We start from the raw sequence: 13,807 nt of genomic DNA, 5'->3' as shown, positions 1-13,807 counted from the left end.
AAGCGGATCGAGGAGGCGGATCGGGATGAGCAGGGCGCTGCTGGTCGTGGACGTGCAGAACGACTTCACCGAGGGCGGTGCGCTCGGCGTGGACGGCGGCGACGCCGTGGCCGAGGGCATCACGCGGCTGCTCGCCGAGCGGGCGGAGGAGTACGCGCTGATCATCGCGTCGCGCGACTGGCACGACGCCGACAGCGACAACGGCGGGCACATCGCCGAGCAGCCCGACTTCGTCGACACGTGGCCCGTGCACTGCGTCGCCGGCACGCCCGGCGCGGAGTACGACCCGCTGCTCGAGACGGCGGCCGTCACTCACCACGTCAAGAAGGGCCAGGGCAAGCCCGCGTACTCGATGTTCGAGGGGGTCACCGACGAGGGCGCCACGGTCGGCGATCTGCTCACGGAGCACGGCATCGTCGAGGTCGACGTCGTCGGCATCGCCACCGACCACTGTGTGCGCGCCTCGGCCCTCGACGCGATCTCGCACGGCCAGCGCGTGCGCGTGCTGACCGACCTCGTCGCGGGCGTCGCTCCCGAGCCGAGCGAAGCGGCGCTCGCCGAGATCGTGCACGCCGGCGGCGAGCTCGCCGCCGCGCGCGGCTGACACGGGCCCCGTCCCGCCCCGCGGAGGGCCCGCGGCCACCGCGTAGAGTTGAGGCGGGCCTATAGCTCAGTCGGTAGAGCAGCGGACTTTTAATCCGTAGGTCGAGGGTTCGAGCCCCTCTGGGCCCACCGCACGCACAAGGCTCGAACCCTTGCCAATGGAAACGTTGGCAGAGGTTCGGGCCTTGTTCATGTCTGCGGCCCAGGTCAGCGCGTTAGCGTTGACCTGCGGATCGAGGAGCATTTCGAAGGGCCGGTGCGCGTGACGAGCGCCGACGACGGCTACAGGAATCTACTGCACCCCGTGGGCGTGATGATGCTGACCGGAGCTTTTCGGCGCCGCCGCCCCGCTACTTTGCCGAAGCCGGCCCTTTCCGTCCTCTTGACTCGGCTCCGGCCCTACCCAACTTGATCGAGGCCGCTCATCGCGGGCGTGGAAAACCGAACGGCCGGTGAACGCCACCTTCACGGTCAGCTGGGTTCAGCGGTCGTCTCCGCTCAGCCAACAGCGACGCCGAAGAGCAGGCCGATGAGGTAAGTCGCAATCATCGTCGCTGAGCCCATCATCACGTTCCGGAGGATGGCCGGGCCGCGCGGGGCCCCGCCGAGGGCGGCGCTGATCCAGCCGGTGAGGAACAAGCCGATCACCACTGCAACCGCGGCGATCCAGACGCGATTCTCGCCGAATGGCAAAAGGATCATTACGAGCGGGATGAGCGCTCCCAGCGCGAACGAGACGAATGACGAGACAGCCGCCGCCCAGGGGCTGGTGAACTCTTCGGGGTCGATTCCAAGTTCAACCTCTGCATGGGCTGCGAGGGCGTCCTTCGCGGTGAGCTCGACCGCGACCTGATGCGCGAGGTCGTCCGAGAGCCCACGCTGACGGTAGAAGCCGGCGAGTTCTTCGAGTTCTTCCTGAGGTATGGTCTCGAGTTCCCATTTCTCCTTGGCGATCAGCGCCTTCTCGGTATCGCGCTGGGTGCTCACCGAAACGTACTCGCCTCCGGCCATCGAGAATGCGCCAGCGACCACTGCGGCGATTCCTGCCGTGGCGATCGCGAGAACGTTGTTCGGGGTCGCCGCTGCGACACCGATCACGACGCCAGCGGTCGAGACGATGCCGTCGTTCGCTCCCAGTACCCCGGCGCGCAGCCAGTTGAGTCGCTGGCCGGTGCCGCGGTCGTGAGGTTCGCCGGGATGGGCTTGGGGTGCTGTTTTTCTAGCCATGGCTCGGTGCCTCCATAGTGATTCTCAGTGGGTTCGCCGGCTCTCTCGGCCTGTCAGCGGGGTGCGCTGTGCGCCGTCTGCGTTGGCTCGCGACGCCTTGAGTTTGCGCTCGGCGCGCGGGCCGACGGCGCGCAGCGCGCCCAGGATCGCGACGAGGTCGACGACTTCTTGGAGCCAGGCCCCGATCAACGCGGGAAGGAACCCGAACGCTGCGACGAGCATGAGACCCACACTGATGATGATGCCGAGCCAGATGCTCTGGAGAGCGATCCGCACCGTGTCCTTTCCCACGCGTACCGCCAGGGGGAGGGAAGCGAGGGTGTCGTACCGGTTCACAATGTCGGCGGACTCGCTCGCGGCGGTGGCGCCCCGAGCCCCCATCGCGAAACCGATATCGGCAGCGGCGAGCACCGGGGCGTCGTTGAGGCCGTCGCCGACCATGATGAGCGGCCTGGGCTGCACCGTGCTCACGATGCGTACTTTGTCGGAGGGCCGGCACTCGGCGTGCACCTCGTCGATGCCGAGGCTCGCGGCGATCGGCTCGGCAGTGGTCGCCACGTCGCCGGTGACCATGAGCGTGCGTTCGATCCCGAGCCCGTGCAGCTCGTGGAGCGCCTGCGCAGCCTCGTCCCGCGTCTGGTCGCGCATCACGATCGCGCCCGCGAAGCGGTCGTCGACGGCGACGTAGATCGCGAGCTCCCCGGGCTCCAGCGGGGCGAGCGCGAGGGTCGGGGCGAACTCGCGGAGCCAGGAGGGCTTGCCTACCCGTACCGTCGCCACCGCACCGTTTGTGCTGTCGGACGCGAACTGCGCGGCGACGCCGTTGGTGGCGATCTCCTCGGCTCCGAGCATTTCCAGCAGCGAATATCCGTGCTGCTTGGCCGCCGCGACGACCGATTCTGCGAGCACGTGGGACGAGTACACCTCGGCCGATGCGGCGAACCGGAGCACGCTCATCTCGTCGAAGCCGGGCTCAGCAAGGATGCGTTCGAGCACGGGCCGCCCGGTCGTGATGGTGCCGGTCTTGTCGAACGCCGCGGAGCGTACCCGCGAGAGCTGTTCGAGAGTGCCGCCGCCCTTCACGATAAGCCCGAAGCGCGCAGCCCGGCTCATGCCGCCGAGGAACGCGACCGGTGCGGCGATCAGCAGGGGGCACGGCGTTGCGACCACCAGCACCTCGGCGAATCTGACCGCCTCCCCGCTGGCCACCCATGCAACGCCCGCGATGACGAGCGAGAGTACCGTGAACGGCACCGCATAGCGATCGGCGAGCCGCACCACTTTCGCCTTGCTGCCCGCGGCCTGCTCGACCAGACGCACGATCTGCTGGTACTCGCTGTCTGAGGCGAGCGCGACAGCCCGCATCGTGACCGCACTCGCACCGTTCACCACTCCGCTGGAGACGCGCTCGCCCGCCACGCGCTCGACCGGCAGGCTCTCACCCGTGAGCGAGGATTCATCGAGCACAGCATGCTCTGACACGAGCACCGCGTCGACCGGTACGAGCGCGCCGGGCCGTACAAGCAGCAGATCGCCGACCTCGACGGCTTCGACCGGCACGTCCTCGGCGACCGCCTCGAGGGTTGAGCGGCCCGCCGGGGCGGCCTCGTCGCGCAGCAGCCTGCTGGCCTGCTGCGGGGCTTTGCGCAGCAGCGCGGTGAGCTCGCGCTTGGAGCGGTTCTCAGCGTAGTCTTCGAGGGCCGCGCCGCCGGTGAGCATGAGCACGACCACGAGCGCGGCCCACGGCTCACCGACGAGCACAGCCGCAGTGATCGCGGTGACCGCGAGGATGTCGAGCCCGGCGTGGCCTTTGAGGAGCTGGCGGATCATGCCGACCGCCTCCCACGCTGCGATCGCCAGCGCATACGCGCCGACGAGCCACGGGGCGGTTTCTCGGGCAGGGGTGGTGAGCAGGATCAGGCCGACCATCGCGATCAGCAGGGTCGCGAACACCAGCGGATACGCCTTGGCTGCGGCAGAAACTCGTCTCACGCTGCAAGCTTCCCAGATCGCGGGCGTCGGCATCGCAGGCGGGCCTTGCCTCAGCATGCTTCGGTCTCGGCCGAGGGCGTGGTTCAGAACAGCAGCGCCCCCAGCCCAGCAGCTCCCAGCACCACCGCCCAGGCGGGAGCCTTCCACGCGGTCAGTGCGACGAATGAATGCCACTGCGACGATTACGAGAGAGTGCGGTCCGGTGACGCCCTCGGTGAACACCGGATCGTACAGGGCCGCCGCGAGCAGGCCGACGACTCCCGCATTCACGCCCTTCAGCGCTCGCTGCACCCTCGGGGCTCGGCGCAGCCGACTCCAGAGCGGCAGTACGCCGATGATGAGGAGGGCCGAGGGGAGGAAGATCGCGACGAGGGCGATCGATGCTCCGAGCGCCCCCGAGGGGCCGCTCGTCGTGACCGCGCCAAGGAAAGCGGAGAACGTGAACAACGGACCAGGCACCGCCTGCGCGGCTCCGTACCCGGCCAGGAACGCGCCGGGCTCTACGAGCCCTGTCTGCACCGTCTCCGCCTGCAGGAGCGGCAGCACGACATGGCCGCCCCCGAACACGAACGAGCCCGCACGGTAGAAGAGGTCGAACAGACTGAGTGCCGCATCTCCTGTCGCTGTTGCGAGGATCGGGAGGGTCACCAGCAGCAGGGCGAACGCGATCAGGCAGCCGATCGAGACCCTCGTGCTCGGCGTGCTGATCCTGTACGCCACGCTCCTGCTCGTCAACACCCTGCTCGTGTGGATCGTCGTGCCCGACGAGCTCATCGAGTCGGAGCTCGGCCACGCCGACACCCTCGCATCGACGCTCGCGATGGCGTGGGCGTTCACGACCATGGGCATGCTGGCCGGAGCGCTCGGATCGAGCCCGGAGTCGGACGAGGCGGTGCGCCAGGCGGCGTACGGCCGGCGCGAGAGCCACCGGCTGCAGACGCTCGAGTCGGAGCCGGCGCCGGACGAGGGGCCCGCCGGGGGAGCGTGACGTCGCGCCCGTCGAGACCCTGCCCCTGCCACGAATCCGCGCCCAGGTCAACTGGGGAGCGAAACCCGGAGCGATCGCGTTTCATCGTTGGCGAACCCACTGTCCGAAATCGGTGAGGAAGGGAAGCCAATGTCGCAGAGCTATGTACCAGGTGCGGGGCCCGGAGCGGAGTCGGAGCAGGGGAGCAGGACCGACGCCGCCAAGCAGGAGGCCGCCGAGCTGAAGGACACCGCCCAGGCCGAGGCGGGGCACGTCGTCGAGACGGCCAAGCAGGAGGCCTCGGCTGTCGGCCAGGAGGCCAAGACGCAGGCCAAGGACGTCTACCGGCAGACCACGCAGGAGCTGCGGGATCAGGCGGCGACGCAGCAGCAGCGCGTGGCCGAGGGCCTGCGCTCGCTCGGGCAGCAGTTCGGATCGATGGCGCAGGGCTCGCAGGAGCAGGGCATGGCCGTCGACCTCGTGCAGCAGGCGTCGCAGCGGCTCACCGACGTGTCGAGCTGGCTGGGGGATCGCGATCCCGGATCGCTGCTGAACGAGGTGAAGTCGTTCGCGCGGCGCAAGCCGGGGGTGTTCATCGTCGGCGCCGCCGTCGCCGGCATCGCCGCCGGGCGCCTCACGCGCGCGCTCGCCGAGGACGCCCGCGAGCAGCACGGCTCCGGCGGCACCGGAACCACCGGTGGCGGCGGGGCGGTCCCGCCGCCTCCGCCCGCGGCGCCGGCCTCCGCGGTCGCGGCGGCCCCCGTGGCCGAGCCGGGAGTGGCCGGTCCGACGGGCACGGGCCTCACGGCGGAGCCGACCCCCGCCTACGAGCGCACGCGCGCCGGCTGGGACGGCACGCGTCCGTCCGAGGGGGTGTGACGGTGACCGATCCGACCCCGTCCGAGGAGAAGGCCGCCACGACCTCGCTCGGCGACCTCCTGAGCGAGGTCACCGGCGACATCTCGGCCCTGTTCCGCAAGGAGGTCGAGCTCGCAAAGGCGGAGCTGAAGCAGTCCGCGACGCAGGCGGGCGCCGGCGCCGGCATGTTCGGCGGCGCCGGCTACGCCGCGATGATGGCCGTGTTCTTCCTGAGCGTGGCGCTCTGGTGGGCGCTCGGCGTGCTCATGGGGCTCGGCTGGTCGGCGGTGGTCGTGGCGCTCATCTGGGCCGTCGTCGCCCTCGTGCTGTTCCTGATGGGACGCAGCCGCCTGAAGCAGGTCAAGGGGGCGCCGCAGACCGTGGAGTCCCTGCAGCAGATCCCCGACGCGATCAAGAGGAATGAGGAGAACCGATGACTGATTCACCCGATGCCATCCGTGCCGACATCGACCGCACGCGCGACGAGCTCGGCCGCGACGTCGACGCCCTGGCCGACAAGGTCAGCCCGTCGAAGGCGATGCACCGGCAGACCGACAAGGTGAAGGGTGCCTTCACCTCCGTGCGAGAGCGGATCATGGGCGTCGCCGACGACGCCGCGTCCTCGATGCAGGGCGCCGGTTCGGGCGTCTCGGATGCCGCGCACCGCGTCACGGCGAAGGCGGAGGGCAACCCGCTGGCCGTGGGTCTCATCGCCTTCGGCGTGGGACTGCTCGCATCGTCGCTGCTGCCCAGCTCCGAGAAGGAGAAGGAGCTCGGCGCGAAGGTGAAGGAGCAGGCCCAGCCGCTCATGGATGAGGCCAAGGGTGTGGCGCAGGAGATGGGCGAGCACCTGAAGGAGCCCGCGCAGGAGGCCGCGACCGCGGTGAAGGAGACGGCCGAGAACGCGGTCACGAACGTCCGTGACGAGGCGCAGGGGGCGGCGGAGTCGGTGAACGACCGAGCACAGCAGAGCCGCCAGAACCTCACCGAGAGCTGATAGACGCGACACCGGGGGCGGTCGCGCACGGCGCGGCCGCCCCCTCTCACACCCAAGGAGCGAACATGGCCCGATCGACCGCCTCGCGCGAGCGCGCCCGGACGGACGCGCCGAGCCCGGAGCATCCCGACAAGCCCGATTCGCTGGCCGAGATCACCAAGCCGTCGTGGATGTACGTGCTGCGCAAGTCGGTGCGCGAGTTCTCCACCGATCAGTGCATGGACCTGGCCGCGAGCCTGACGTACTACGCAACCCTGGCGCTGTTTCCCGCCCTCATGGCGGTGTTCTCGCTGCTCGGCGTGATCGGGCAGGGGCAGCAGGCCGCCGACGCGCTGCTCGGCATCGTCGGGTCCGTCGCGCCCGGCGACACGGTCGAGACGCTGCGCGGCCCGATCGAGGAGATCGCGACATCGCCGGCGGCCGGGTTCGCGCTCATCAGCGGTGTCGTCCTCGCCGTCTGGTCGGCGTCCGGCTACGTCGGCGCGTTCACGCGCGCCATGAACCGGATCTACGAGATCGAGGAGGGGCGCCCCTTCTGGAAGCTCAAGCCGACCCAGCTCATGGTCACCCTCATCGCGATCCTGCTCGTCGTCGTCGCGGGTCTGCTGCTCGTGGTGTCGGGCCCGATCGCCCACGCCGTCGGCGAGGCGATCGGCATCGGCGAGGTCGGGGTCACGGTCTGGCAGATCGCGAAGTGGCCCGTGCTCGCGTTCATCGTGGTGCTGATGGTGGCGGTGCTCTACTACTTCACGCCCAACGCGAAGCAGCCGCGGTTCCGCTGGATCAGCGCCGGCGCCGTCATCGCGATCGTCGTGCTCGCGATCGCGTCGGTCGGCTTCGGCATCTACGTGGCGAACTTCTCCAACTACGAGCGCACCTACGGCTCGTTCGCCGGCGTGATCATCTTCCTGCTGTGGCTGTGGATCACGAACATCGCGCTGCTGTTCGGCGCGGAGTTCGACGCCGAGCTGGAGCGCGGGCGCGAGTTGCAGGCGGGCACGGCGGCGGAGGAGCGGATTCAGCTGCCGCCGCGCGACACGCGCAAGATCGACAAGGCGCAGGAGGCCGAGCGCAAGGACGTCGAGGCCGGGCGGCGGATCCGGATCGAGCACGGCCCCGACGGCGAGGGCAGCGACGATGGCGACGGCCGCGGCGACGACGTGCGCCGATAGCGATCCCCGCCCCGCCGGCGCGGTGGCACGATGGGCGCATGGCGGACAAGGTCGATCTCGCGAAGACGCTCGACGCCTACCGCGCCCGCCGCGGCGAGTTCCGCGTCGTCGACGTGCCGGCGATGCGGTATCTCGCGATCGACGGATCCGGTGATCCCAACACCTCGCCGCGGTACCGGGAGGCGCTCGAGACCCTCTATCCCGTCGCGTACGCGGCGAAGTTCGCCAGCAAGGCGGCCGGGCGCGACTACGTCGTGCCCCCGCTGGAGGGGCTGTGGTGGGCCGACGACATGGCGTCGTTCACGACGGCGCGCGACAAGTCCCGCTGGCACTGGACGATGCTGCTCCTGCTGCCGGACTGGATCGACGACGCGGCGGTCGATGCGGCGGTCGCGCGAGCGGCGGCGAAGCGCCCGCCACGGCTGGACGAGCTGCGGGTGCAGGGGCTCGAGGAGGGGCGATGCGTGCAGACGCTCCACGTCGGCTCGTTCGACGACGAGGCCCCGGTGCTCGCGCGGCTGCACGACGAGGTGATCCCGGGGCTGGGCATGCGCATGACGGGCCGCCACCACGAGATCTACCTGAGCGACCCGCGCCGCACCGCGCCCGAGCGGCTGCGGACGATCCTGCGCCAGCCGGTCGGCTGAGGGCGGCGCGGACCGCCGGCATCCCGCCGAACGCGACCGAGATCGGACGGGCCGGCGGCCGCGGCGCGCGCGTCCAGGCGGCGTCAGCAGGCCTCGTAGCGGTGCCCGGGGGCGTGCTGCCCGACGAGCCCGCGGTCGCGGAGGATCGTGAGCGGCGCGCGGTCGGGCAGCGCGCACACGTCGGCGAAGGTCAGCCCCGCCTCGCCGAGCGCGTCGGGGTACTCGATCTGCAGCACGTGCGGGCCGTACACCGCGGCGTAGGCGTCGCACTCGGCGTAGGCGCCGCACTCCTCGACCACCGCGAAGTCGAAGCCGATCTCCCGCGCCTCGCCGGCCGCCTCGGCGGCGTTCTTCTGCGCGATCGCGAGGTCGCGCGCGTGCGCCGCGTCGGCATACGCCGCGGCCAGCCGCAGCGCCCCGTCGCGATCGACGCCGGGGAACCGCGTCCACGTGTCGAGGTTGTCGATCTCCACCGCGTCGAAGCCCGCCGCGGCGCACCCCTCGATGACGGGGAGGATCTCCTCGAGGATGCCCGCGCGCTGCGCTGCCGTCGAGGGATCGAGCACGCGCTCGTCCGGCCACTCCGGATCGGCGACGGCGCGGCCGGCGTCGTCGCGCAGCAGGAGCGACTCGTCCCACGACGCGCCCGGCTGGGTCTGGAACCCGTTGACGTAGCAGACGCTGTAGGCGCCGGCGAGGGGCGCGGCCGTGGCGTCGCGGACGACGACGTCGATCGGCGAGCCGTCGGGCAGCGCGTCGTCCGTGCCGCCCAGCTGGTAGTCGAACGCGCCGGAGGTCGGGGGCAGCGCGGGGCCGTCGCCCCCGGCGGAGGCGGCGCACCCCGCGAGGAGCCCGACGAGCATCGCCGCCGCGAGCAGGGCGACGGCGCGGCGGCGACGCGCGGCGGGAGCTGCCGGCGGGCGACCGGGCGTCACGGTGCCGACGTGGGTGCCGGCGTGGGCGTGCGCCGTGGCCGCGTGGCGATCGCCGCGACGCCGCCGCCGACGGCTCCGAACAGGTGCGCCTGCCACGAGATGCCCTGCGCCGCGCCGAAGATGCCCGTGAGCATCGTGCTGCCGTACAGCGCCGCGACCGCCAGGGCGATGAGGGCGTAGAGGATGCCGTGGCCGAGCGAGCGCGCCACGAACGCCCGCACGAGCAGGTATCCGAAGTAGCCGAACACGAGGCCGGAGGCGCCCACGGTGAGGGTGCCCGGCGCGTTGACGATCCACGTGCCGAGCCCGCCGACGACGGCGACGATCGCGGTGACGCCCCAGAACCGCCCGACGCCGTCGAGCGCGACGAGCAGGCCGAGGATCGCGAACGGCACCGAGTTCGACGCGAGGTGCGCCGCGTCGGCGTGCAGCCCGGGGGAGAGCAGCACGCCGTCGAGCCCGTCGAGCGCCCACGACTCGATGCCGTACTCGGCGTTCCAGCTGCCGGGCAGCACGGCGTCGAGCCACCGGACGGCCCACATCACGGCGAGGAGGATCAGCGGCTGGGCCACGCGGGCGAGCAGGCCGCCGCCGGAGCGGGCGGGGGCCGGGGTCGTCGTCATGCGTTCATCGTCGCACCTCGATCCGCGGCCAATCGCCGAGATCTCGCAGGAGTTGCCGATCGTGCGTGGCGACGACCACGGCGGCCGGGGTCGCGCGGAGCGCCGTGGTGAGCTCGTCGACCAGGGCGATCGAGAGATGGTTGGTCGGCTCGTCCAGCAGCAGCACGTCCGGGCGCTCCGCGAGCCGCAGCGCGAGCTCCAGGCGCCGTCGCTGCCCCTGCGACAGGCGCGTCACCGGGGTGCGCAGTGCCTCGCGCGGAAGCAGCCCCAGCGATCCGAGTGCGATGGCGTCGCGCTCGGCGATCGTGCGGGTCGACAGCAGCCGCCCGACGTGCCGTTCATATGCCTCGCGAGCGGTCAGGGATTCGTCCGGCAGGGACGTCTCCTGCGCGACGAGGGCGATCCTGCCCGTCCTCCTGATCGCGCCGTCCGCGGGGATCGTGCCCGCCAGCGCGCCGAGGAGCGTCGACTTGCCGGCGCCGTTCGGGCCCACGACGAGCACGCGGTCGCGTGCCGAGAGCTCGAGATCGACGGCTCGCTCCAGACGTTCCGGGACGCGGACGTCCGCGGCGCGCAGGAGCACACCCGCGCGGGGTCGCAGCTCGGGGAAGGCGAGCACCGCGGGCGGAGGCGGCACCGTGACCCGATGGCGCTCGAGGGCCTCCTGATCGCGGCGAAGAGCCTGCACCACCCCGGGCGCGTGGGACTGGCGCTGGTGCTTCCCGGTGCCCTTGGGTGGGCGCCATCCGGTTTCGAGACGATCCTGGGCCGTCCGCACCGCGTCCTCGAGCCGCGCGTGCTCCCGCCGCTGGTCGGCGTGCTCCTGCTCCCAGCGCTCGCGCTCGCGACGACGGCCCTCCGTCCACCCGTCGTAGCCGCCGCCGTACAGTCGGGGGCGGCCGTCGCGGCTGGGGTCGAGGTCGAGGAACTCCGCCGCCGTGTCGCGCAGCAGCGCCCGGTCGTGGCTGACCAGGACGACGCCGCCGCGGTGGGCGCGGATGCGATCGGTGAGGAAGGCGAGCCCGTCGGCGTCGAGGTGGTTGGTGGGCTCGTCCAGCAGCAGCAGATCGTGCTCGGCGCCGAGGAGGCAGGCCAGGCGCACGCGATACCGCTGGCCGACCGAGAGCGAAGCGAGGGGGCGCGACCGGTCGGTGCACGCGCTCAGCGACTCGAGCGCGACGTCGACCCTGCGGTCGGCGTCCCACGCGTCGAATCGGATCGCCGCGTCCAACGCGCGGGCGTACCGATCGTCCGCTCCGTCGTCGCCGTCGGCGAGAGCCGACGTCGCGGCGTCGAGGGCCTGCAGTGCCGCGCGGGCGCCGCGCAGCGCCTCATCGACGATGTCGCCGATGGTCGCGCCGCCGGCCGCATCGAGCTCCTGCTCGGCGAGCCCGATCGTGCCGACGCGCGTCACCGTGCCGGCATCGGGCGTGAGCAGGCCGGCGCACACGTGCAGCAGGCTCGTCTTGCCGCGGCCGTTCTCGCCGACGATCGCGAGTCGCGAACGTGCCGACACGGTGAACGAGGCCTGGTCCAGGATGCGGTCGCCGCCGCGGATCAGGGTGATGCCGGAGACGACGATCTGCGCCGTCTCGCCGGCGGGGAGGGGAAGGGATTCGAAGGACCCGGAGGATCCGGGGTGAAGAGGGGACAAGGTTTCTCCGTCGCTCGCAGGGAGCCGGGAGGGTCGTCCAGGGGCATGACGATCACCGCCCGGCAGATGCCGGGACGGCGGAGCAGGTCGTGGGAGGGCGCCGCCGTCAGCGGGCGGTGCGGATCCTCATCGACGCGATGCCTGTGTACCTCATGCCTCCATGATCGCACCACGCGGCTGAGCGCCGGCCCGAGGTGCCTGGACGACCCCTGGACGGCCGCCGGGGCGCCGCCGTTACCGTGGGGGCATGGACGCTGAACTCGACGACGTCGTGGACACCGTGGCGGCCAACCCGTGGACGTCCTGGCTGGCGGTGGGCATCGCGGTGGCCGGATCGATCGCGCTCGCGCTCATCCTCGCCTTCGTCTTCAGCCGCGTGACGGCCGCGCTCGAGCGCCGGCATCGCGTGTTCGTCGAGCTGCGCGCCGCCTTCACCCGGCCGCTGTTCTGGATCGTCGCGGTCCTCGGCCTGTGGGCGACGGTGCCGCGCTTCATTCCGCAGGACCTCGAGGCGCTCGCCGGCGGGGTCGAGTACGGGCTGCGGCTGTGCGTGATCGGCATCGTCGGCTGGATCATCGCGAAGGTGCTCGTCTTCCTCGTCGACGGGGCCATGGTGCGGCAGGACAACGTCGTGGTGGACGAGTTCACCGCGCGTCGCCGGCGCACGCAGATCCGGATGATCCGCCGCCTCGTCATCGCGGTGGTCGCCGTGCTCACCGTCGCGGCGATGCTGCTGACCATCCCGGGGGCGGAGACGTTCGGGGCGTCGCTGCTCGCCTCCGCGGGCGTCGCGTCGATCGTCGCGGGCCTCGCCGCCCAGTCGACGCTCGGCAACCTCATCGCGGGCATGCAGCTGGCCTTCTCGAACGCCCTCAAGGTGGGCGACGCCGTCGAGGTGGGCGGCGAGTTCGGCACGGTCGAGGAGATCACGCTGACGTACGTCGTCGTGCAGATCTGGGACGACCGGCGCCTCGTGCTGCCCTCGACGTACTTCACGACCACGCCGTACACGAACTGGACGCGCAACCAGACGGCGCTCACCGGCACGGTGTTCGTGGAGGCCGACTACACCGTCGACGTCGACGCCGTGCGCGCCGAGCTCATGCTCATCCTCGACGCCGCCCCGGAGTGGGATCGCCGCAGCGCGGCGCTCATCATGTCGGACGCGGTGGGCGGGGTCGCGCAGCTGCGCGCGACGATGACGGCCGCGAACGCCGACGACCTGTGGAACCTGCGGTGCCTCGTGCGCGAGAAGCTCGTGTCGTTCATCGCCACGCAGCGCCCGGACGAGCTCCCCCGGCGGCGCTCGCTCGTGGCGGGCTGGGGCGACGAGCGCGGCGCCGACGCGTGAACGCGGCCCCGAGGGGCGCCCGTCGGTCGTAGCCTGGATGGATGAGCAGCGACGAGTTCCACAAGCCGGTGAAGCGGCCGTCGGAGACCTTCGACCGGCTGTTCGCCGCCGAGGACCCGGCCGAGGTCTCGCGCGCGGCGCACTCCACCGCGCAGGCGCTGCTCGCGCGCGTGCGGCACGAGGCCGACGACCGCGTCATCGACCGGCTCATCTCGTTCACCGACCGCCACGGCATCGACGACATCGCGGAGCTGTGGTCGCGCTCACCGGCGCGCACCCTGCCCGGATCGCTGTGGCGGCTGTACCTGCTGCAGCTGTCGATCCACGACGATCCGCAGACCGCGTCGCTGATCTACGAGCGCGGGCGCACCGAGCTCGCCTCGGCGGATCCGGTGGTGGCGGGCGCTCCCATGCCGGCGGGCCCGGCCGAGCTCGTGGCGCTCATCGACACGATCCTGCGCGGCGCGTTCACGGGCGACTTCGCCGGAGCGCTCGAGCGGGCGGCCGCCTTCTGCCGCGTGCAGGCCTCGGGTGCCACGCACCTCGCCGACGACTACGAGCCCAGCGAGCCGGAGCGCGCCAGCGCCCTCACGTCGCGCGCCCTGCGCCTGTCGACCTACGCGGGCGACCTCACGACGGCCGCGCGCCTGTGGCGCCGGGAAGCGCTGGCTTGATTTTCTGAGTCTGCGCCGCTCGGGCACCGCTTCGCGGTGCCGCTCGCGTGCTCGCGTCGGCGCTCCCGCGCCGACGAAGCGGCGCTTCGCGCCGCGGGGGGGGCGCC

At 71.7% G+C, this 13,807-nt stretch carries 14 protein-coding genes and 1 tRNA gene; 10 read left to right on the top strand and 5 right to left on the bottom strand.

What is annotated here, in order from left to right; all coding sequences use genetic code 11:
• Nucleotides 1–25: 25 nt before the first annotated feature.
• Nucleotides 26–604, top strand: coding sequence for an isochorismatase family protein (locus ACODR5_RS05910; RefSeq protein WP_488983020.1), 579 nt, complete (start codon nucleotides 26–28; stop codon nucleotides 602–604).
• A gap of 55 nt (nucleotides 605–659) precedes the next feature.
• Nucleotides 660–732, top strand: a tRNA-Lys gene (locus tag ACODR5_RS05905).
• A 369-nt stretch (nucleotides 733–1,101) separates the two neighbouring features.
• Here the strand turns inward: ACODR5_RS05905 and ACODR5_RS05900 are convergent.
• Entirely contained in the window at nucleotides 1,102–1,830 is a 729-nt protein-coding gene (locus tag ACODR5_RS05900; protein WP_488983019.1) for a VIT1/CCC1 transporter family protein, read from the bottom strand.
• A gap of 24 nt (nucleotides 1,831–1,854) precedes the next feature.
• Nucleotides 1,855–4,542 carry a heavy metal translocating P-type ATPase gene (locus tag ACODR5_RS05895; RefSeq protein WP_488983018.1) on the bottom strand — a complete coding sequence of 896 codons (2,688 nt, stop codon included), beginning with the start codon at nucleotides 4,540–4,542 and terminating at the stop codon, nucleotides 1,855–1,857.
• On the opposite strand from ACODR5_RS05895, the gene ACODR5_RS05890 reads away from it, so the two are divergent.
• From ACODR5_RS05890 to ACODR5_RS05865, 6 genes are all read left to right on the top strand, one after another.
• A complete protein-coding gene (locus ACODR5_RS05890) occupies nucleotides 4,523–4,810 on the top strand; it encodes a hypothetical protein (RefSeq protein WP_460818089.1) in 288 nt (95 codons plus the stop codon). The genes ACODR5_RS05895 and ACODR5_RS05890 overlap by 20 nt on opposite strands.
• 129 nt (nucleotides 4,811–4,939) lie before the next feature.
• The gene (locus ACODR5_RS05885) at nucleotides 4,940–5,668 is read left to right on the top strand and encodes a hypothetical protein (protein ID WP_488983017.1); all 729 of its coding nucleotides are present in this window, start codon (nucleotides 4,940–4,942) and stop codon (nucleotides 5,666–5,668) included.
• Nucleotides 5,669–5,670: 2 nt separating this feature from the next.
• Entirely contained in the window at nucleotides 5,671–6,084 is a 414-nt protein-coding gene (locus tag ACODR5_RS05880; protein WP_460818092.1) for a phage holin family protein, read from the top strand.
• Nucleotides 6,081–6,644: a DUF3618 domain-containing protein gene (locus ACODR5_RS05875; protein WP_488983016.1), complete on the top strand. Its 564-nt coding sequence runs from the start codon at nucleotides 6,081–6,083 to the stop codon at nucleotides 6,642–6,644. The genes ACODR5_RS05880 and ACODR5_RS05875 overlap by 4 nt, the downstream gene beginning before the upstream one ends.
• Before the next feature lie 65 nt (nucleotides 6,645–6,709).
• Nucleotides 6,710–7,816, top strand: coding sequence for a YihY/virulence factor BrkB family protein (locus ACODR5_RS05870; protein ID WP_488983015.1), 1,107 nt, complete (start codon nucleotides 6,710–6,712; stop codon nucleotides 7,814–7,816).
• A 38-nt stretch (nucleotides 7,817–7,854) separates the two neighbouring features.
• On the top strand, nucleotides 7,855–8,463 hold the full coding sequence (locus ACODR5_RS05865; protein WP_488983014.1) for a GyrI-like domain-containing protein: 609 nt from the start codon (nucleotides 7,855–7,857) through the stop codon (nucleotides 8,461–8,463).
• Between the two features lie 83 nt (nucleotides 8,464–8,546).
• Here ACODR5_RS05865 and ACODR5_RS05860 read toward each other — a convergent pair whose 3' ends face one another.
• Genes ACODR5_RS05860 through ACODR5_RS05850 form a run of 3 tightly spaced genes read right to left on the bottom strand, consistent with a single transcriptional unit; the run spans nucleotide 8,547 to nucleotide 11,675 of the window.
• Nucleotides 8,547–9,398 (bottom strand): endo alpha-1,4 polygalactosaminidase, encoded by an 852-nt coding sequence (locus ACODR5_RS05860; protein ID WP_449854612.1) that lies wholly within the window; start codon nucleotides 9,396–9,398, stop codon nucleotides 8,547–8,549.
• Entirely contained in the window at nucleotides 9,395–10,021 is a 627-nt protein-coding gene (locus ACODR5_RS05855; protein ID WP_449854611.1) for a rhomboid family intramembrane serine protease, read from the bottom strand. The genes ACODR5_RS05860 and ACODR5_RS05855 overlap by 4 nt, the downstream gene beginning before the upstream one ends.
• Before the next feature lie 4 nt (nucleotides 10,022–10,025).
• A complete protein-coding gene (locus tag ACODR5_RS05850) occupies nucleotides 10,026–11,675 on the bottom strand; it encodes an ATP-binding cassette domain-containing protein (RefSeq protein WP_460818102.1) in 1,650 nt (549 codons plus the stop codon).
• A gap of 247 nt (nucleotides 11,676–11,922) precedes the next feature.
• On the opposite strand from ACODR5_RS05850, the gene ACODR5_RS05845 reads away from it, so the two are divergent.
• Both ACODR5_RS05845 and ACODR5_RS05840 read left to right on the top strand, forming a co-directional pair.
• Nucleotides 11,923–13,026 (top strand): mechanosensitive ion channel family protein, encoded by a 1,104-nt coding sequence (locus ACODR5_RS05845; RefSeq protein ID WP_488983013.1) that lies wholly within the window; start codon nucleotides 11,923–11,925, stop codon nucleotides 13,024–13,026.
• 41 nt (nucleotides 13,027–13,067) lie between these two features.
• Nucleotides 13,068–13,700 carry a DNA-directed RNA polymerase subunit beta gene (locus tag ACODR5_RS05840; protein WP_449854608.1) on the top strand — a complete coding sequence of 211 codons (633 nt, stop codon included), beginning with the start codon at nucleotides 13,068–13,070 and terminating at the stop codon, nucleotides 13,698–13,700.
• The last annotated feature ends 107 nt before the right edge of the window (nucleotides 13,701–13,807 follow it).

The organism is Microbacterium sp. FG3 (genome assembly GCF_057809335.1).
The sequence above is the reverse complement of the archived record's forward strand: the minus strand, read 5'-3'. Positions and strand labels throughout refer to the sequence as shown.